The organism is Microbacterium sp. CFBP9023 (genome assembly GCF_034045055.1).
Taxonomy (GTDB): domain Bacteria; phylum Actinomycetota; class Actinomycetes; order Actinomycetales; family Microbacteriaceae; genus Microbacterium.
This window is the reverse complement of sequence record NZ_JAXCWI010000001.1, coordinates 1,526,359-1,544,507: the sequence shown is the minus strand read 5'-3', so window position 1 is coordinate 1,544,507 and position 18,149 is coordinate 1,526,359. Positions and strand designations below refer to the sequence as shown.

At 67.8% G+C, this 18,149-nt stretch carries 20 protein-coding genes; 11 read left to right on the top strand and 9 right to left on the bottom strand.

The features are described 5' to 3' along the window. Positions 1–48: 48 nt before the first annotated feature. Positions 49–762, bottom strand: coding sequence for a hypothetical protein (locus SOM10_RS07535; protein ID WP_230101270.1), 714 nt, complete (start codon positions 760–762; stop codon positions 49–51). Between the two features lie 226 nt (positions 763–988). Here SOM10_RS07535 and rpsF point away from each other — a divergent pair, with 226 nt between their 5' ends. The 4 genes from rpsF to rplI are packed head-to-tail and all read left to right on the top strand — an operon-like array spanning position 989 to position 2,641. Further along, on the top strand, positions 989–1,357 hold the full coding sequence (rpsF, locus tag SOM10_RS07530; protein WP_029264265.1) for a 30S ribosomal protein S6: 369 nt from the start codon (positions 989–991) through the stop codon (positions 1,355–1,357). 5 nt (positions 1,358–1,362) lie between these two features. Continuing rightward, complete coding sequence (locus SOM10_RS07525) at positions 1,363–1,872, top strand: single-stranded DNA-binding protein (RefSeq protein WP_053098204.1); 510 nt, start codon at positions 1,363–1,365, stop codon at positions 1,870–1,872. Between the two features lie 50 nt (positions 1,873–1,922). Further along, on the top strand, positions 1,923–2,177 hold the full coding sequence (gene rpsR / locus SOM10_RS07520) for a 30S ribosomal protein S18 (protein WP_042541518.1): 255 nt from the start codon (positions 1,923–1,925) through the stop codon (positions 2,175–2,177). An 11-nt stretch (positions 2,178–2,188) separates the two neighbouring features. Beyond that, entirely contained in the window at positions 2,189–2,641 is a 453-nt protein-coding gene (gene rplI / locus SOM10_RS07515) for a 50S ribosomal protein L9 (protein ID WP_053098203.1), read from the top strand. A 259-nt stretch (positions 2,642–2,900) separates the two neighbouring features. Here rplI and SOM10_RS07510 read toward each other — a convergent pair whose 3' ends face one another. Continuing rightward, complete coding sequence (locus SOM10_RS07510; RefSeq protein ID WP_320489254.1) at positions 2,901–4,304, bottom strand: chaplin family protein; 1,404 nt, start codon at positions 4,302–4,304, stop codon at positions 2,901–2,903. 108 nt (positions 4,305–4,412) lie between these two features. Continuing rightward, positions 4,413–5,534: a hypothetical protein gene (locus SOM10_RS07505; RefSeq protein ID WP_320489252.1), complete on the bottom strand. Its 1,122-nt coding sequence runs from the start codon at positions 5,532–5,534 to the stop codon at positions 4,413–4,415. Between the two features lie 555 nt (positions 5,535–6,089). On the opposite strand from SOM10_RS07505, the gene dnaB reads away from it, so the two are divergent. Next, positions 6,090–7,463: a replicative DNA helicase gene (gene dnaB, locus SOM10_RS07500; protein WP_053098201.1), complete on the top strand. Its 1,374-nt coding sequence runs from the start codon at positions 6,090–6,092 to the stop codon at positions 7,461–7,463. 193 nt (positions 7,464–7,656) lie between these two features. Here dnaB and SOM10_RS07495 read toward each other — a convergent pair whose 3' ends face one another. After that, a complete protein-coding gene (locus tag SOM10_RS07495) occupies positions 7,657–8,412 on the bottom strand; it encodes an SDR family oxidoreductase (protein ID WP_053098200.1) in 756 nt (251 codons plus the stop codon). An 86-nt stretch (positions 8,413–8,498) separates the two neighbouring features. Beyond that, positions 8,499–9,260: an SDR family oxidoreductase gene (locus SOM10_RS07490; protein WP_320489249.1), complete on the bottom strand. Its 762-nt coding sequence runs from the start codon at positions 9,258–9,260 to the stop codon at positions 8,499–8,501. 191 nt (positions 9,261–9,451) lie between these two features. Between SOM10_RS07490 and SOM10_RS07485 the strand changes: the two genes are divergently transcribed. Both SOM10_RS07485 and SOM10_RS07480 read left to right on the top strand, forming a co-directional pair. Further along, a complete protein-coding gene (locus SOM10_RS07485; RefSeq protein WP_232224499.1) occupies positions 9,452–10,360 on the top strand; it encodes an RNA polymerase sigma-70 factor in 909 nt (302 codons plus the stop codon). A 62-nt stretch (positions 10,361–10,422) separates the two neighbouring features. Further along, positions 10,423–10,767 carry a hypothetical protein gene (locus SOM10_RS07480; RefSeq protein ID WP_320489247.1) on the top strand — a complete coding sequence of 115 codons (345 nt, stop codon included), beginning with the start codon at positions 10,423–10,425 and terminating at the stop codon, positions 10,765–10,767. On the opposite strand, the gene SOM10_RS07475 is transcribed toward SOM10_RS07480, so the two are convergent. Both SOM10_RS07475 and SOM10_RS07470 read right to left on the bottom strand, forming a co-directional pair. Beyond that, positions 10,764–11,549 carry a DNA/RNA non-specific endonuclease gene (locus SOM10_RS07475; RefSeq protein WP_320489246.1) on the bottom strand — a complete coding sequence of 262 codons (786 nt, stop codon included), beginning with the start codon at positions 11,547–11,549 and terminating at the stop codon, positions 10,764–10,766. The genes SOM10_RS07480 and SOM10_RS07475 overlap by 4 nt on opposite strands. 102 nt (positions 11,550–11,651) lie before the next feature. Then, positions 11,652–12,548, bottom strand: a complete 897-nt coding sequence (locus tag SOM10_RS07470; RefSeq protein ID WP_053098197.1) for an SDR family oxidoreductase — start codon at positions 12,546–12,548, stop codon at positions 11,652–11,654. 153 nt (positions 12,549–12,701) lie between these two features. On the opposite strand from SOM10_RS07470, the gene SOM10_RS07465 reads away from it, so the two are divergent. Then, complete coding sequence (locus tag SOM10_RS07465; protein ID WP_320489245.1) at positions 12,702–13,259, top strand: dihydrofolate reductase family protein; 558 nt, start codon at positions 12,702–12,704, stop codon at positions 13,257–13,259. Between the two features lie 19 nt (positions 13,260–13,278). Here SOM10_RS07465 and SOM10_RS07460 read toward each other — a convergent pair whose 3' ends face one another. Then, positions 13,279–13,506, bottom strand: coding sequence for an RNA-binding S4 domain-containing protein (locus SOM10_RS07460; RefSeq protein ID WP_053098195.1), 228 nt, complete (start codon positions 13,504–13,506; stop codon positions 13,279–13,281). A gap of 24 nt (positions 13,507–13,530) precedes the next feature. Continuing rightward, positions 13,531–14,682 (bottom strand): ROK family protein, encoded by a 1,152-nt coding sequence (locus SOM10_RS07455; RefSeq protein ID WP_053098194.1) that lies wholly within the window; start codon positions 14,680–14,682, stop codon positions 13,531–13,533. Positions 14,683–14,806: 124 nt separating this feature from the next. Between SOM10_RS07455 and SOM10_RS07450 the strand changes: the two genes are divergently transcribed. Genes SOM10_RS07450 through SOM10_RS07440 form a run of 3 tightly spaced genes read left to right on the top strand, consistent with a single transcriptional unit; the run spans position 14,807 to position 18,134 of the window. After that, positions 14,807–16,195, top strand: coding sequence for an ABC transporter substrate-binding protein (locus SOM10_RS07450; RefSeq protein ID WP_285363531.1), 1,389 nt, complete (start codon positions 14,807–14,809; stop codon positions 16,193–16,195). Next, positions 16,192–17,220: a carbohydrate ABC transporter permease gene (locus SOM10_RS07445; protein ID WP_053098192.1), complete on the top strand. Its 1,029-nt coding sequence runs from the start codon at positions 16,192–16,194 to the stop codon at positions 17,218–17,220. Before SOM10_RS07450 ends, SOM10_RS07445 begins: the two co-directional genes overlap by 4 nt. Then, the gene (locus SOM10_RS07440; protein WP_320489241.1) at positions 17,217–18,134 is read left to right on the top strand and encodes a carbohydrate ABC transporter permease; all 918 of its coding nucleotides are present in this window, start codon (positions 17,217–17,219) and stop codon (positions 18,132–18,134) included. Before SOM10_RS07445 ends, SOM10_RS07440 begins: the two co-directional genes overlap by 4 nt. The last annotated feature ends 15 nt before the right edge of the window (positions 18,135–18,149 follow it).

The window sequence follows — 18,149 nt, the reverse complement described above, 5'->3', positions numbered from 1 at the left end:
CACTGCGGGCCGAGGCGTCAGCCCCGGCCCGCAGCATCCGCTCGTGGTTCAGAGCGGGGCGACGATGTCCTGCTCGACGTCCCACTCGGTGATCTCGAGAGAGGTCTCGATCATCTGGCCCGCGGCCTCGGTGCTGCCGCTCGTGGCCAGCACGACGTAGTCCTCGGTGACCTCGAAGACGACGTCGACGGCGACGCCCTGCGCCTCGGACGTGCCGCTCACGAGATACACGTCCTGACCCAGGCGCGTGCCGGTTCCGGTGACGGTGAACTCGCCGGTGAGGGCGCCGGCGGCGGTGGCCGGGTCGGTGCCCGCGGCCGTGGCGGCGCCGCTGCTGAGAGCCGCGACGATCGGGTCGCTCGAGTTCGGGTCGGCGACCTGCCACTCGGTCGTCGGCGTCTTCACCCATGCGTCGTCGCCGATCAGGATGAGCGAGCCCATGGGCGTGATCGTCTCGACGGCATCCGTCTCGGGGTTGAACCGGGCGGTGGTGTCCATGCCCAGGATCGACGTCTTGGCGGCATAGCCCGCGGTGTCGGTCATCGCCTCGGTGATGCAGGCGCCGAGCTCGGCGCCGTCGACCGTCGCGCCCTCCGACAGCTCGGGGCAGTCGGAATCGGATGCGGCGCCGTCGGTCGCAGGCGTCTCCTCGGCAGCCGACGTCGGCTCCGAATCGGCGGGCTCTTCGGCACCCGCGGTGCACCCGGTGAGCAGTACGGTGGCGGCCAGGACGATGCCGACCCCCCACTTGTTGACGCGCATGGCGTTCCCCCTTCGGTCGTGTGCGCACCGAGAGTCAGCACGCACGCATTCCAGCATGCCAAGTGCGAGGTGATGCGCGTGGGGGCACTCCGAAGGTTTCTCCGCTACACTGTCAAGGTTGTCTGCCATCAGGCACCCACTCGGGTGGCTCGGCGGATGACGTGCACACACCCTCCTGCTTCCGGGAAAGTCCCGGAAGCCGTTCTAGTCCGAAGGAGGTGGGTAAGTGACGCACCAGTACGAACTCATGGTCATTCTGACCCCCGAGATCGACGAGCGCCAGGTCGCCCCTACGCTCGACAAGTTCCTGAAGGTCATCACCAACGATGGTGGCTCGATTGACAAGGTCGACATCTGGGGCAAGCGCCGTCTGGCTTACGAGATCCAGAAGAAGAACGAGGGCATCTACGCCGTCGTCAACTTCACCGCCACCAGCGAGGCCACGCAGGAGCTCGACCGTCAGCTGAAGCTGAACGAGCAGATCATGCGCACGAAGGTCCTTCGCTCTGAGGAAGCTCAGGCGATGGTCGCTTCGGAGGCCAAGCGCTCTGAAGAGAAGGCTGCCCGCAAGGCCGCCAAGGCTGCGAAGGCCTGAGTCCGATGGCCGGCGAAACAGTCATCACCGTGGTGGGCAACCTCACGGCCGACCCCGAGCTGCGCTACACGCAGAACGGACTGCCGGTGGCGAACTTCACCATCGCTTCGACGCCTCGGAACTTCGACCGCGCCGCCAACGAGTGGAAGGACGGCGAAGCGCTGTTCCTCCGCGCGTCGGTCTGGCGCGAGTTCGCCGAGCACGTGGCGGGTTCGCTGACCAAGGGCATGCGCGTCATGGCGCAGGGCCGTCTGCGTCAGCGCTCCTACCAGGACCGCGAGGGCAACCAGCGCACCGCGATCGAGCTGGAGGTCGACGAGATCGGCCCCTCGCTTCGGTACGCGACCGCGCAGGTCACCCGTGCGGCGTCGACCGGTGGCGGCGGCGGTGGCGGACAGTCCCGTCCCGCACAGCAGCAGCAGGTGTCGGAAGAGCCGTGGTCTACGCCCGGCTCGTCGACCAGCGCAGATGCCTGGAGCACTCCGGGCAGCTTCGGTGACGACACCCCCTTCTGAAACAGGATCTCCGGATGCTTCGGCATCCGACTCATAATTAAGGAAAAACAATGGCTGGAAAGTCGAGCGGCGACCGCCGCAAGCCGCGGAAGGGTGGCAAGCCCACCGCTCCCGCGAAGTCGATCCGGGTCGGAGTCATCGATTACAAGGATGTCTCCACCCTCCGTAAGTTCGTCTCGGAGCGCGGCAAGATCCGTGCCCGTCGTATCACCGGTGTTTCGGTGCAGGAGCAGCGTCTGATCGCCACCGCGATCAAGAACGCGCGCGAAATGGCACTCCTGCCCTACGCTGGCGCCGGCCGGTAAGGGGTAACGAGATGGCAAAGCTGATTCTCACGAACGAGGTCGCCGGGCTTGGTAGCGCCGGTGACGTGGTCGAGGTCAAGAACGGGTTCGCCCGCAACTACCTCATCCCCCAGGGCTTCGCTACGGCGTGGACCCGCGGTGGCGAAAAGCAGGTCGCTTCGATCCAGGCTGCTCGTCAGGCTCGCGCGATCCACGACCGCGACGAGGCCGTGGCCCTGAAGAACTCCCTCGAGAACACCAAGGTGCGCCTGGCCGTCAAGGCCGGCAACGAGGGTCGTCTCTTCGGTTCGGTCAAGACCGATCACATCGCGGATGCTGTCGCAGCCGCGGGTCTCGGCTCGATCGACAAGCGCAAGGTGCACATCCCGTCGGCGATCAAGACGACCGGTGAGCACGAGGCCACGGTTCGTCTGCACGACGACGTGACCGCAGTCATCACGCTGCAGGTCGTCGCCGCCAAGTAAGGCGCGACGCTCTCGAACGCCCTCTGTCCTTCGGGACAGGGGGCGTTCTGCGTGTGCGGGGTTGTCGGGGGGCGCACTCGCCCGGGGGAGTGGCGGGGCACGACGGATGCCCCGCGCTGGGGACGCGGGGCATCCGTGAACTGTGCGGCATCGCCGACGCGGGCAGGTCTGGGGAACCTGCGCGGGGCGTCGCGGGACCCGCACACCGACGGTGTCGCATCTCCTCCCCCGAGGACGTCGACACCGCCGGGGTCTGCGGCTACGCCGTCACACGGCGGCGGCGCAGCATCCCCGTTCCGAGGAGGAGCAGGAGAGCGGCGAGCGACACGAAGCCGATCGAGGACGAACCACCTGTGGCGGCCAGTCCCTCGATGGGCTCGGATGCCGTCGCAGCTGTGCCGCTCGCGGCAGCGGCTGCTGTGGCGCCCGTGCCGACGGCTGTCACCGTTCCGGGATTCATGCCGATTCCGGGGGTGGTTCCGGGGTCGGTGCCGGGGTTCGTTCCGGGGTCGGTGCCCGGGTCGGTGCCGGGGTTCGTGCCGGGGTCGGTGCCGGGGTTCGTTCCGGGGTCGGTGCCCGGGTCGGTGCCCGGGTCCGTTCCGGGATCAGTGCCCGGGTCCGTCGTCGGCGGCGTCACCGTGCTCTCGCCGACCACGGAGATGGCGTTGCCGCCGATCGTGATCGGTGCGGTGATGGGTGCGGTGACCTGGGTGCCGCCGAGGATTCCGTCGTCTCCGGTGGTGGTGCTGCCGGTGGTTGGGCTTCCTGCGGTGCCGCCGGTGGATTCGCTGTCTCCGAGGATGGAGATGGCGTTGCCGGTGACGTCGATCGGTGCGGTGACGGGTGCGACGACCTGGGTGCCGCTTGCGATTCCGTCGTCTCCGGACGTCTCCGCTCCGGTGCTGCTGCCTCCGGACGGGGTGCCGGTGGTGGTGGTGCCGCCGGTGGATTCGCTGTCTCCGAGGATGGAGATGGCGTTGCCGGTGACGTCGATCGGGGCGGTGACGGGTGCGACGACCTGGGTGCCGCTTGCGACCCCGTCGTCGCCCGAAGTGGTCGGCTCAGTCGATCCCGCGCCGCCGCCGTCCGAGGATGCCGGTGCTGCAGCATCCTGGCCCGTTGCCTCGCTGTCGCCGAGCACGGTGATCGCGTTGCCTGAGACGGTGACCGGAACGTCGACGTCCAGCAGGGCCTGGGTACCCGAGAGGACGCCGTCGGCGCCGTTCGTCGTGATCGCGGGAGCGGGAGCGGGAGCCGGAGCTGGGGCCTGGGGAGCCTCAGCCGGAGCGGCCGCCGTGTCGCTCGACGAGTCTCCGAGCACGGTGATCGCGTTGTCGGTCACCGTGACAGGCACGACGACGTCCACGACGGCCTGAGTGCCCGATGCGGTGCCGGAATCTCCACTCGTGGTGGCGGCCGGTGCGGGAGCGGGAGCGGGAGACGAAGCGGGCGCCGAGGTCTGCTGGGCGGAGGTGTCTCCGAGCAGTGAGACCGCGTTGCCGACGACCGTCACGGGCACCGAGATCGGCGCATCCGCTTGGGTGCCGGAGAGCAGCCCGTCTTCTCCTGAGGTGTCTGCCGCGTTGGCGGCTGTTGCGCCGAGCAGGGTGATCCCGCCGGCGAGAAGCGTGCCCCACAGGGCCCGCTTGATGTATGTACGCATGATGACCTTCTCCTGACTGGAAGTGGGTGGTCTGGATGGGTGCACGCGAAGAGCATGTGCGCGCGCAGCACGGCATCTGTCGTTCACGAGGAACGACCGGACAACCCGTCAGTCAGGAGAGACGTCGGTGTCGGCGACCAGAGACGTCGGAAGGACGTCGTCGGATGCACCGGAAGTGCGCTCCACAGTGCGGAACGCAGAAACTCCCGCATCGCTGAGGCGCGCGGGGGTGAATGAGGATGCTCCGCTCGAACCGGCGGAGGAAGTAGGCGCGGAGGGGGCTCCGGCGGGCGGTGCAGAGGGGGACTCCTCGACGTCGGCTGCCGGCTCGTTCACCTCGGATGCCGCGACGGACACCGTAGGCGGGAGGTCGGACCCGGCCGACGGAATCACCGGCTGGCGCACCGCGGACGTGGAGAAGTGACCGCGTGTCGGCTCATCGGCCAGGGGGGAAACCGTTCCGAGCGGCGCTGTTCCGATCGGACCGGGGTCGGGGTCCGATCCGGAGGATCCGGGGCGTGCGGGGGTGATGGCCTCGAGCACCGGCGGGAGAGTGTTCTCGACCACCGTGCCGACAGTCGGGGTGGTCGCGTCGATGACGCCGACGACATCGTCGATCACCGGCGGCACTCCGAGATCGTCGACCAGATCTCCGACGATCGGCAACTCGGCGATCAGATCCTGCACCGGGGCCACGATCTCGGCGACCGGGGAACCGTCGAGCAGATCGGTCACGGGAGTGATGACGGCCCCGGCGGTGTCGGTGGCGGCGTCGACGATCGGCGACGTCGCAGGGCCCACGACGGGCACCTGAGCGATCGTCTCGGCGACGTGTTCGACGACCGGAGGTGCCACCTGCTGCACGGGCTCGACGACGTGAGTGACGACGGGCTCGACCACCTCGGTCACGACCGGCTGGACGACGGGCTTGACGACCTCGGTCACGACCGGCTGGACGACCTGGGTGACCACAGGCTGGACGACCTCGGTCACGACGGGCTCGACCGGCGCGACGATCGGCGAGGTCACCGACGTCACGGTGTCTTCGACCGATGAGACGGTCTCGCTCACGATCGAGGAGACGCCGTCGAGCAGCGAGTCGTTCGATCCGTCGTCCGCGCTCGCGGACGAACCGCCCGTGAGGATCGTGATCGCGGCCCACGCGATCGCGCCCACGCCACCCCAGAGAGCGACGGCAGGTAGGCCGCGGCGGGTTGCCTGAGCGTTCACGTCGACTTCCCTCCCCCGAGAGCGATCGTTCGTCCTCGACGCACAGTACGTCGATAGCGGGTGACGATACTCCCGGTATATCGCCGTGTCTAGAGGGTTCCGCTCGGAAACGATGACATATCGCGCACATTTCGGAGGGTTGCGCACTGTGACGCGCCCGGTGGAATCTCGGCTTGACTTTCCCCAGGTTCTACACATCCCATCCCGGATTCGATGAACCTTCAATGCCCGGTTGAACCACGATCTCATCCACAGGGTGGGGAAACTCTAAATACCAGATCAGGTGCAAAAAGAAACTCGTGTTTCGAGGTACTCCACCGACTTATCCACATGCGTTCTGCACAGACTCTCCGGACTTGTTCGCACGCTTTCCACATAGTTATCCACAGGCCGTGTTGCGACCGAAAACCCCCGCTCGTAGCGTGGTCCAGCGACCCGATGTCGGAAGTGCCTGGTTTGCTGTGCGGACGGCCCTTCTCGAGCTGATTCGCATCGCGTGACCGACGCAGTCGGCACCGAGCACACCGGAAGAACCGTCGCATCGAAGGGAGCAGCGTGTCGATCGCCGACATCTCAGAGGAGCGCCTCGGAGGCAAGCGTCCACAGGAGCGAACGCCTCCCCACGACACTCTCGCCGAACAGAGCGCCCTGGGTGGAATGCTCCTCTCGAAGGATGCTGTCGCCGACGTCATCGAGACGCTCAAGGGCGCCGACTTCTACATCCCCAAGCACGAGCTGATCTTCGAGGCGATCCTGTCGCTCTACTCGCACGGCGAGCCGACCGACGTCGTCGCCGTCACGGACGAGCTCATCAAGACGGGAGAGCTGAGCCGGGCCGGCGGTGCCGACTATCTGCACACGCTCACCTCGATCGTCCCCACCGCCGCCAACGCCGGCTACTACGCGGGCATCGTGTCGGAGCGGGCGATCCTGCGTCGTCTGGTCGATGCGGGCACGCGTATCGTGCAGCTCGGCTACGACGGACAGGGCGACGCGACCGACCTCGTCAACAACGCCCAGGCCGAGATCTACTCGATCACCGGCTCCGAGACCGCAGAGGACTACGTGCCGCTGCAGATCGCGGTCGACGCCGCGCTCGAGGAGATCGAGGCCGCCAGCGGTCGCGACGGGTCGATGACGGGTGTCCCGACCGGCTTCAAGGAGCTCGACGAGCTCACCAACGGCCTGCACGGCGGGCAGATGATCGTCGTCGCCGCTCGTCCCGCCATGGGTAAGTCGACGCTCGCGCTCGACTTCGCCCGCGCTGCCTCCATCGGCCACAACCTCCCCTCGGTCTTCTTCTCACTCGAGATGGGCAAGAGCGAGATCGCGATGCGTCTGCTCAGTGCCGAGGGGCAGATCCCTCTGCAGAACATGCGAAAGGGAAACCTCGACCCGCGGGACTGGACCACGGTCGCCGCGACCCGCGGACGCATCAACGACGCTCCGCTCTACATCGACGACAGCCCGAACATGACGCTGGTCGAGATCCGGGCGAAGTGCCGTCGACTCAAGCAGCGTGAGGGTCTGCGGATGGTCATCATCGACTACCTGCAGCTGATGACGTCAGGCAAGCGCGTCGAGTCGCGTCAGCAGGAGGTCTCGGAGTTCTCGCGAAGCCTCAAGCTCATCGCCAAGGAGCTGCAGGTTCCGGTCATCGCTCTGTCGCAACTGAACCGTGGTCCCGAGCAGCGCACCGACAAGAAGCCCGCGATCAGCGACCTGCGTGAGTCCGGCTCGATCGAGCAGGACGCCGACATGGTGATCCTGCTGCACCGCGACTCGGTCTACGACAAGGACGTTCGTCCGGGCGAGGCCGACCTGATCGTCGCCAAGCACCGTAACGGCCCGACCGCGACGATCACCGTGGCCTTCCAGGGCCACTACTCGCGCTTCCACGACATGGCACCGGGCGGCGACTTCAACTGAGTCGCGCTCGCTCGCCAGGTCGGGGGAGGACGGGACGCCCCCACCACGGGGGAGGTAGCAGAAAGGGCGCCCCATCCGATGCCGCCGATGAGCGGCACCCCAGCTGTCGCGTTACAGCGCGACAGAGCTGTGACGCAAGCGTGACACCGGCCGACGCGCCGCGCAAGACCTATTGTCGACCGGTATGCCGCCGCTACTCGCGAGGTGGGTTCAGCGGCAGCCACTCTTCGAGAGTCGTCTCGAAGATGTGCGCCCCGTCGACCGGGATGAGGGTGCGCTCCTCGATCTGCGCACCGTAGTACGGCGCAGCGTCATCACGCACGACCGTGCGAGGATCGCCACGGAAGGCCAGGGCGCGGCGCGCGAACTCGTCCATGCCGAAGGCCTCCGGGCCTGCGATCTCGATGTCGCCGGTCGGCTCACCGGCCGCAGCACGGGCCACTGCCGTGGCGACATCCTCAGCGGCGATCGGCTGGATCAGCGCCCCGGGCAGCGTCACTGTGTCGCCGTCGGTCGAGATGTCGGCGATGCTTCCCACGAACTCGAAGAACTGCGTGGCGTGCACGAGGGAGTATCGGATCCCGGAGTCACGGATCAGCGTCTCCTGCGCGACCTTCGCCGCGAAGTAGGGGATGTTCTGCGGGCGGTTCGTGCCGACGATCGTGAGAGCGACGTGGTGGGTGACACCGGCCGCGGCCTCAGCGGCGAGCAGGTTGCGAGTCGACGTGGTGAAGAACTCCAGCACATCGTCGGGGGCGAACGAGGGGGAGTTCGACACGTCGACCACGGTGTGGGCTCCGACGAGAACCTCCGCGAGGCCCTCGCCGGTGAGCGAGTTCACGCCGGTGTTCGGCGATGCGGCGACGGCGTCGTGGCCGTGCTCCGTCAGCTTCGCGACGACCTTCGAGCCGATGAGGCCGGTGCCTCCGATGACGACGATCTCTGCCATGTCCAAACCTTTCTTCGGTGACGACGCCCGGGTGGCGTCTGCCAGGTATGACCGCTGAGTGCCCGAAGATGTGACGCCTCGGGTTCTCAGATGCTGGCGGGCGTCTTCACCCTCCAGTCGTGATACCTCGTCGGAGCGATCGTCGCGGTCATCTCCGGCAGCAGGTCGCGGGCGGCGAGATGCGCGCCGAAGTACGTTCCGAGCGGATCCGGGACGACCTCCCGATCGTCCTGTCTCGCCCGCAGGTCGAGTGCCGCGAGTTCCGTCAGGCTGAACACCTCGGGGCCGCCGAACTCGATCATCCCGACACGGGGTTCTCCGAGCGCTGCCGTTGCGACCGCGTTCGCGACGTCGTCGGCCGCCATCGGCTGCACGAGCACATCGGCGATGTGCGCGGCTCCCTCGCGCAGGGCGTGGTCGGTGATGCTGCGGATGAACTCGAAGAACTGCGTCGCATGCACGAGGGTGTACGGGCGACCGGATGCCGCGATGAGGCGTTCCTGCTGATGCTTGGCGATGAAGTATCCGCCCTGCGCGCGTGCGAGGCGGTCGGTGCCCACGACCGACAGGGCGACGTGATGGGAGACGCCCGCGGCTTCGCCGTAGGCGAGCAGGTTCATCGTCGAGGTGGAGAAGAACTCCTGCGCACCGGTCTCGTCGGTGTACGACGAGTTCGACACATCGACCACCGCGGATGCGCCGGCGAGAGCGTCGTCGAGCCCCTCGCCGGTGAATGAGTTCACCCCCGTGGCGCGGGACGCGACGACGACGTCGTGTCCCGCGCCCTTCAGGATGCGCGTGACGCGGGTGCCGATCAACCCCGTGCCGCCGATGACTGTGATCCTCATGTCGCTCCTCCGATCGAGTGATGCGGACGAGCCCGCATGTACCTGGTTGACCGGCCGGGAGACCAGGCTGTGACGGAATCGCCAGGATTCGTCACAGATCGCGTCGCCCTCCGGTCAGAGCTGTGAGTGGGAGCGCCGACGGCGCGGAAAGGGGAGTGCGCATGCGGCGACCTCTGGTGCAGAGTGAAGACGTGACCGCGACACGTGACGAGCACAGCGGGTCGATCCGAGACCTCGGCACCGCGGTCTCGGTGTTCGCCGCCCAGCGTCGCCGACTGTTCGGCATCGCCTACCGGATGCTGGGCACCGTGGCCGACGCCGAGGACATCGTGCAGGAGACCTGGATCCGCTGGCAGAACACCGACCGGACCCAGGTGCAGGAACCCGCCGCTTTCCTCACGACCATCACGACGCGTCTGTCGATCAACGTTCTCCAGTCGGCTCGCGTGAAGCGGGAGACCTACATCGGGCCGTGGCTGCCTGAACCGGTCAACACCGACGACGATCCCTCGCTCGGCGCCGAGCGCGCCGAGGCGCTGCAGTTCGCGATCCTGCTGACGCTCGAGAAGCTCACCCCGACCGAGCGTGCGGCGTACATCCTCCGCGAGGCGTTCGACTATCCGTATCCCCGCATCGCCGAGATCATCTCGTCGAGTGCGGTGAGCGCTCGACAGCTGGTGAGCAGGGCTCGCGCGCACCTGGCCTCGGCGAAGCAGATCACCGTCGAGCCCTCGCATCAACGTCACCTGCTCGAGGCCTTCCTCGCCGCCGCGCGGAAGGGCGATGCCCGGGAGCTCGAGAAGCTCTTCGCCGCCGACGTGGTCAGCTACACCGACGGCAACGGGGTGAAGTTGGCGGCGCGGATCCCGGTGATCGGTCGTGGCCGCGTGGCCCAGTTCGTGGCTGCCTTCGCACACCACTTCTGGACGGGCAAGTCGATCGGGTGGGTGGAGGTCAACGGTCAGCCCGCCGCGACGCTCGTCGAGAACGGTGAAGTCACCACGATGGTCACCGTCACGGCGTCCGACGAAGGGATCGAGCAGTTGCTCTGGGTGATGAGTCCCCAGAAGCTCGGACACATCACCGCGGTCGCGACATGACTCGCGGGCGGCATCCGGCTCGTCTGGGCCGGCGACCTCGGGATGCCTCCGAACCGATCGCTGTGGAAGAACTCCGGCTGGCGCTCGCCGCGGGCGACCGCGCCGGCATCCGCTCGATGCTGCACCCTGACGTGGTGATGATCATCGACAGCGGAGGCCGCATGCCGCAGTCGTCTACCGCCGTCGACGGGCCCCACACGGCATCAGCGGAGCTGGCGGCACTGGTGGCGACCGGCCCCACGGTCTCGATCGCGTCGATCAACGGCTCCGCTGGACTCGTGTTGGAACGAGACGGCGCCGTCGTCGCGGCGGTGTCGGTCGAGAGCAGATCAGGGCTGCTCTCGCGCATCTGGGTCGTCTGCAACCCCGACAAGCTCACCCACTGGAATCGACGCCGCGACGGCTAGAGCGAGATGTCGGATGCCGAGGCGAGCGCCCGCCACTCGGTCGATCGGGCGCTGCGTCGGTCGAGCACATCGGCATCGAGCAGCGGGCCGACATCCAGCCCCGTCACCCGGACGATCTCGGTGATCGGAACCTGGAAGGTGCGGAAGGCTCCGAGCGGCGGAACCGCGAAGAGACCGTCCGGTGACTCGACGAGCTCTGACTGATCGAGCACGAACCCGGCCGCTGACAGACCGTCGGGGCCCTGCCACGCCGCGATCTTCCAGAACAGAAGAGGGATGCGGATGCCGCGGTACGGCGGATCGTCGTCTGCCAGTACAGGGGCCGTGAACACCGAGATCCGCTGATCCGTCGTCTCGGCATACTCGAGCACGTGGTCTTCCAGACCGAGCCAGAGCTCTGCGGACTGATTGAAACCGGCGGCCTGCGGGGCGGCGTTCGGATAGAAGAACGTCGCCTCGGTCGCCGCCCGAGCGTCGTCGACATCACCCCAGCCGGGGTCGCGTCGGCGCACGAGGTGGCCGCGATCGAGGTCGTTGCGCGCATACACCTCGGGTCCGGTCTGCAGTGCTGCATCGACTCGGGGGTCGAGCTGCCAGTCCCCGGTGCGGGGCAGCTCGCGCAGCAGCGCCCCGTCGATGTTCACGCCCGTCACGGCGGCCAGGCGGCGCTCGCGGTCGAGCAGCACGCTGAAGTGGGGGTAGGTCAGCTCCGTCGCATCGCGGGCCGGCCCGGGCAGGGGCACTCGCGTCGGAAGGAAGTCGAGGTCGTATCCGTCTGCCATACCGACATACTGCCTGGTTCCACCGACATCGCCGCGGTCTCGCCGCACACGCGAACGCCCCCTCCGAAGCGAGCTCGGGAGGGGGCGTCCGCGGTCAGCGACTCACGGCGTGGGCATGCCGCCGTTGACGTTGAGCGTCTCGCCGGCGACGTAGCTCGACTCCGCGGAGGCGAGGAAGACGTAGGCGGGGGCGAGTTCTGCGGGCTGGCCCATGCGGCCGAGCGGGGTGTCCTCCCCGAACTCCGGGAGCTTCTCCTGCGGCTGTCCGTCGCTCGGCTGCAGCGGCGTCCAGATCGGTCCCGGTGCCACGGCGTTCACACGGATGCCCTTCGGCGCGAGCTGCTCGGCGAGGCCCTTCGTGAACGCGTTGATCGTGGCCTTGGTCGACGCATAGTCGACGAGGATCCCCGACGGCGAGTAGGCCTGGATCGACGTGGTGTTGATGATGGTCGAGCCTGCCGGGAGGTGCGGCAGCGCGGCCTTCGTGATCCAGAACATCGCGTAGACGTTGGTCTTGAAGGTGTCGTCGAACTGTTCGTCGGTGATGTCGGTCAGCGACTCCTTGTAGATCTGCTTGCCGCCGTTGTTGACGAGGATGTCGAGGCCGCCGAGCGCACCGACCGCCTCCGAGACGAGCGTGCGGCAGTACTCGGGGTCACGGAGATCACCGGGGATCTGCGCCACGGTCGCGCCGGCGTCGCGGAGGATGCCGGCGATGCGTGCCGCATCCTCTTCCTCTTCGGGCAGGTACGAGAGCGCGACGTCCGCGCCCTCGCGTGCGAAGGCGATCGCAGTCGCCGCGCCGATCCCGGAGTCGCCGCCGGTGATGAGCGCCTTGCGCCCGGTCAGTCGGCCGGTGCCGCGGTAGCTCTCCTCACCGAGGTCGGCCTTCGGACCGAGGTCGGCATCGAGGCCGGGCTCCGGCATGTGCTGCTTCTCGGGTTCGATGTCGGAGTAGAGCTCGGCCGGGTTGGTGAAGGTGTACTGGTCGCGAGACATGGGGGTTCCTCTCGGTCGCTGGTCTGGGGGTATGGCTCCAGCGTGCGCCGACGTCGGAATGTCGGCCAGCACCTTGCGTCTCACGCCGAGGGTCGCTAGAGAGGCCGCCGAGAAGGGGTCGACCCGTGCGGACGCCGGGAGTAGCCTCGCCGCATGGCCCGACTCATCTACTCCATGATCACGTCGCTCGACGGATACGTCAGCGGGCCGGACGGCGGGTTCGACTGGGCGCTCGACGACGACCTGCACGACTTCATCAACAAGCAGTTCGCAGACGTCGGCACCTACCTCTACGGGCGGCGCATGTACGAGACCATGGTCTATTGGGAGACCGCTCATCTCGAGCCCGATCAGCCGCAGGTCGGCATCGACTACGCGCGGGTGTGGCAGGCCGCGCAGAAGGTCGTCTTCTCGAAGACCCTCGCCGAGGTGTCGAGCGAGCGCACGCGGCTCGAGCGCACGTTCGACCCGGAGGTGATCGCGCGGTGGAAGGCTGAGTCCGACAGCGACTTCTCCGTCGACGGCCCCACTCTCGCCGCCGAGGCGATCCGCGCGCGACTGGTCGACGAGTTCGGTCTCTTCATCGGACCGGCGATCGTCGGTGGTGGCAAGCCGTTCTTCCCCGACGGGGTGCACGTCGACCTGGAGCTCGCCGAGGATCGGCGCTTCGACAGCGGCGTGATGTTCCTCCGCTACACGACGCGGGTGTGACCGGAAGCGGCCCGCGTGATCAGGGGCGCACGCGAACGGTGCGGCCCTCGAAGGTGACCAGGTCGCCGTCATGCAGCTGGCGTCCGCGCCGTCGATCGACCTCGCCGTTGACCTTCACGAATCCGTCGATCACGACCTCCTTGGCGTCACCACCCGAGTCGAGCAGTCCCGAGTACTTCAGGAACTGGCCGAGGCGGATCATCTCGCCGCCGATGGAGACATCGTCGATCGGACCGGAATTCGTCATGACTCCGATGGTATCCGGCGGTGCTCAGCTGCGAGCGAGCGCCGCGTTCACCGCGGATGCCGAGTACTCGCGCTCCACCACCATCGCCGCGAGCCCCACGGCTGTCGCCTTCTCGCCCAGTGTCGACTGGCTGATACTCAGGTGCCGGGTCGCGCGGGGCAGGGATCGGGGATAGAGGGTCTCGCGGACTCCGGCCAGCAGCGGCGGCGATGCCAGCATCCCGCCGAGCACCACCTCCGAGGGGTTGAGGAGCGAGACGACCGTCGCGACGACCTCGCCGATCACCCGACCCGCCTCTTGAGTGAGTCGCGCGGCATCGGGGTCGCCGTCAGCGAGGTAGGTGCCGACATCCGAGGCTGACGAGGCGGGCTTGCCGAGCTGGGTGAGCGCCCTCGCCACTGCTCGGCCTGATGCCGCGGCCGCCAGACATCCGTGCGCTCCGCACTGGCACAGCAGGTCGTCGTGCCCGGCGATCTTCACATGGCCGATGTCACCCGCCCCTCCGTCGGTGCCGCGGTATGCCCGGCCACCCAGCACGATGCCGGTGCCGATGCCCGACGAGACCTTGATGAAGCACAGGGAGCGTGAATCGGGATGCGCTGCGCGCTGCTCACCCAGTGCGGCGGCGTCGGCGTCGTTCGAGACCAGCACGGGGACGCCGAGGGCGTCGTGCAGGTGATCGGGGATCGGGTAGGCGTCCCAGCCGGGCATGATCGGCGGCTGCGAGGGGCGCTCGGTGTCGGGGTCGACAGGACCGGGGATGCTGAGCGCGATCGCAGCCACATCCTCGCGGCGGATGCCGGCCTGCGACAGCAGGCGCTCGGCGTGCTCGGCGATCGCGTTGAGGGTCGCGTCGGGTCCGTCGGCGACGGCGACCTCGATGCGCTCCTCGGCGGTCACGCGTCCGGCGAGATCGGTCAGGGCGACGGTGGTGTGCGTGGTGTCGACGTTGGCGGCGATGACGTGCGCGTGAGCGGTGTTGAACTCGAGGCGCCGTGACGGTCGACCCGAGGTGACCTTCTCGGTTCCCGACTCGATGATGAGTCCCGCCTCGAGAAGCGCGTCGATGCGCGTGGCGACGGTCATCCGCGACATCCCGGTGACGTCGAGCACATCGCCGCGCGTGAAGGCGCGGCGCTCTCTGATGAGATCGAGGACTTCCCCGGGACCGGACATCGAACCTCCTGACGACGAGATCAGCTTAATGCTTGACAGCTAGGCGACTTATGTCTAGCTTTTAGTCTTAATGGGAGTCGACCCGACGGCTCAGTCCTGCATTTCCAGCGCAAGGAGGCGCATAGTGAATACCCGTGCGACAGCAGCAGCAATGGCCGCGGTGTGCGTGACGGCGCTCGCCCTCACCGGATGCACGAGCTCCGGCGACGACGACGGCGGCGATGCCGGCATCACCTTCTGGCTGCAGGAGGACCTTCCCGATCGGGTGGCCGCCACACAGGAGATCGTCGACGCGTTCACCGACGAGACCGGCATCGAGGTCGAGGTCGTCTCGGTCGCGGAAGACCAGTTCGCCCAGCTCATCACCTCGTCTGCCGCGGCCGGCGACCTGCCCGACGTGATCGGCGGGATCTCGCTGCCTCAGGTGCGCACGCTGTCGGCCAACGAGTTCGTCGACACGGATGCCGTCGCGGCGACGATCGACGCGCTCGACGCGTCGACGTTCTCCGAGAACGCGCTCGCCCTGACCTCCGACGGCGACACCAGTCTGGCGATCCCGAGTGAGTCGTGGACCCAGATGCTCTTCTACCGCACCGACCTCTTCGAGGCCGCGGGCCTGGACGTCCCCGACTCGTACGAATCGATCCTCGAGGCCGCGAAGACCCTCGACTCGCCCGAGGTCGCCGGTTTCGTCGGCGCCACCGCCCCGGGCGACGCCTTCACCGAGCAGACCTTCGAGCAGATCGCGCTCGGCAACGGATGCGAGCTCGTCAACGAAGACGGTGACGTCGAGCTCGACTCGGATGCCTGTGTCAGCGCGTTCGAGTTCTATGGCGAGCTGACCGGCGACTACTCGGTGCCGGGTGCGCAGGACGTCGACACGACCCGCGCCACGTACTTCGCGGGCGACGCGGCCATGTTCATCTGGTCGAGCTTCGTGCTCGACGAGCTGGCAGGCCTGCGTGAGGATGCGAAGCCCTCGTGCCCCGAGTGCCTCGCCGACCCGGCCTTCCTCGCGGCGAACACCGGCGTGGTCACGTCGATCGCCGGACCCGACTCCGATGCCGCGGCGCAGTTCGGCGAGATCACCTCGTGGACCATCACCGAGGGAGCGAACACCGACGCGTCGCAGTCGTTCGTCGAGTACATGATGAGCGATGGCTACGAGCCCTGGATCGCGATCGCGCCCGAGGGCAAGGTTCCCGTCCGCACCGGCACCCCCGAGGATCCGACGATGTTCTCCGACATGTGGGCGACGCTTCCCGCCGGAGTCGACACCAAGGCTCCTCTGTCCGACTTCTACGCACCCGAGGTCCTCGATGCTGTGGCCGCAGGGCCGGAGGATCTCGCCCGCTGGGGCATCACCCAGGGCCAGGGCTCGCTGCTCGGCGCGCTGCAGGGCGAGCTTCCGGTCGCGACGGCGGTGAGTGATGTCGCCCAGGGCGGTGACCCGGCTGACGCCGCGTCGACCGCCGCCGAGACCGTGCGCTCGATCGCAGAGTCGCTGAAGTGAGCAGAGTCGTCGAGGGGTCCGGGCTCGGGGCACAGCGCCCCGAGCCCGGCACCACGCCGCCGAGACCGACCGGCGCGGTGAAGCCGCGGCGCGGGTCGAGGCACAGTCGGGAGGAGAACCGGGCGGGGCTGCTGCTCATCTCGCCGACCTTCATCATCATCCTGGTCGCCGTCGTCCTGCCGATCATCTGGGCGATCTCCCTCGCGTTCCAGGACGTCCGCCTGATCAACATCCGCGGCACCGGGATCATCGGCGACTACACCCTCGACAACTTCATCGACGTGCTGACGTCGCCCGGCTTCTTCAGCGCGCTGTGGACCACGATCGTCTACGCCGTGTGCGGCACGGCGCTCGCGATCGGCATCGGCCTCGCCGCCGCCCTCGCTCTGCGCAAGCCGTTCCGCGGGCGTGGCCTCGTGCGCGCCTCGCTGCTGCTGCCGTACGTCGCCCCGGTCGTGGCCGCGACGTTCGTGTGGTCGACGATGCTCAACCCGCAGTTCGGCATCGTGAACTGGTTCGGCACCACCGTGCTCGGATGGGAGGAGCCGATCGCGTTCCTCTCGGACCGCGCCCTGCCCGTGAGCATCTTCGGGTGGGAGGTCGAGCTGCCGATGGCGCTGATCACCGTCATCCTGTTCGAAGCCTGGCGATCCTTCCCGTTCGCCTTCCTCTTCCTCACGGCCCGACTCGAGGCGGTCCCGGCCGTGCTCGACGAGGCGGCCAGGGTCGACGGCGCGACCCCCACGCAGCGCTTCCGGCACATCCTTCTTCCGCAGCTGCTGCCGACGATCGCAGTGCTCTGCGTGCTGCGCTTCATCTGGACGTTCAACAACTTCGACGACATCTACCTGCTGACGGGTGGCGGAGCCGGCACCGAGGTCGTCTCGGTGCGGGTGTTCGACCTGCTCACCGCTCGCGGTGACATCGGCGCCGCCGCCGCTCAGGCGCTGGTGCTCGCGGCCATTCTCGCCGTGCTCGTCGGCGTCTATCTGAAGATCTTCGGCCGACAGGAGGAGCAGGCATGAGTGCGACGACCGACGCCGTCACCGAGGCCCGTCCCGCCGGACGCGGATTCGACCGCGACGGCTTCGAGAACGCCCTCTTCCGCATCCTCCGCCCGATCGTCATCGTGCTGCTGGTGCTCGCCGCCGTCGTGCCGTTCTACTACATGGTGCTGCTCAGCTTCCGTTCGCTCGACTCGCTGCTGCAGAACCCGGGCGCGCTGTGGATCACGATCGAGGAGCTCGACTTCTCGACCTACCTCGACGTGCTGGCGCCCGTGGACGCCGGCGGGCAGGGCTTCATCGTCTTCATGCGCAACTCACTGCTGGTCGCTCTCGCGACGGTCGTGCTCACGCTCCTGGTGTCGATTCCCGGTTCGTATGCCGTCAGCCGACTGGCCTTCTTCGGTCGCCGTCAGGTGTCCGGCCTGTTCCTCGCGGTGTACTTCTTCCCGGCGATCCTGCTGGCGGTGCCGCTGTTCGTGTTCTTCACGCAGATCGGGCTGCGCGGCTCGCTCGTCGGACTGCTCATCGTCTACGTGTCACAGGTCGCGGCGGTGTCGATCTACACGCTGCGCAACTACTTCGCCACGATCCCGGTCTCGCTCGAGGAGGCTGCGGCACTCGACGGGTGCACCCGGTTCCAGATCATGCGCCGGGTCAGCATCCCGCTCGCCATGCCCGCGATCGTGTCGAACGGACTGTTCATCTTCATGATCGCCTGGAACGAGTTCCTCTTCGCTCTGCTGTTCCTCGTCGAGAAGCGCGATTCGTGGACCGTCTCGCTGGGCCTCTCCCAGCTCTCCGGCAGCATCGAGGTTCCCACCACGGTCCTCATGGCCGGTTCCGTGATCCTGACCCTGCCCATCATCATCCTCTTCTTCGCCTCCGAGCGGCTCCTCGTCGGAGGCCTCACCGCCGGTGCGGAGAAGGGCTGAGTCCCCGCTGGAAAG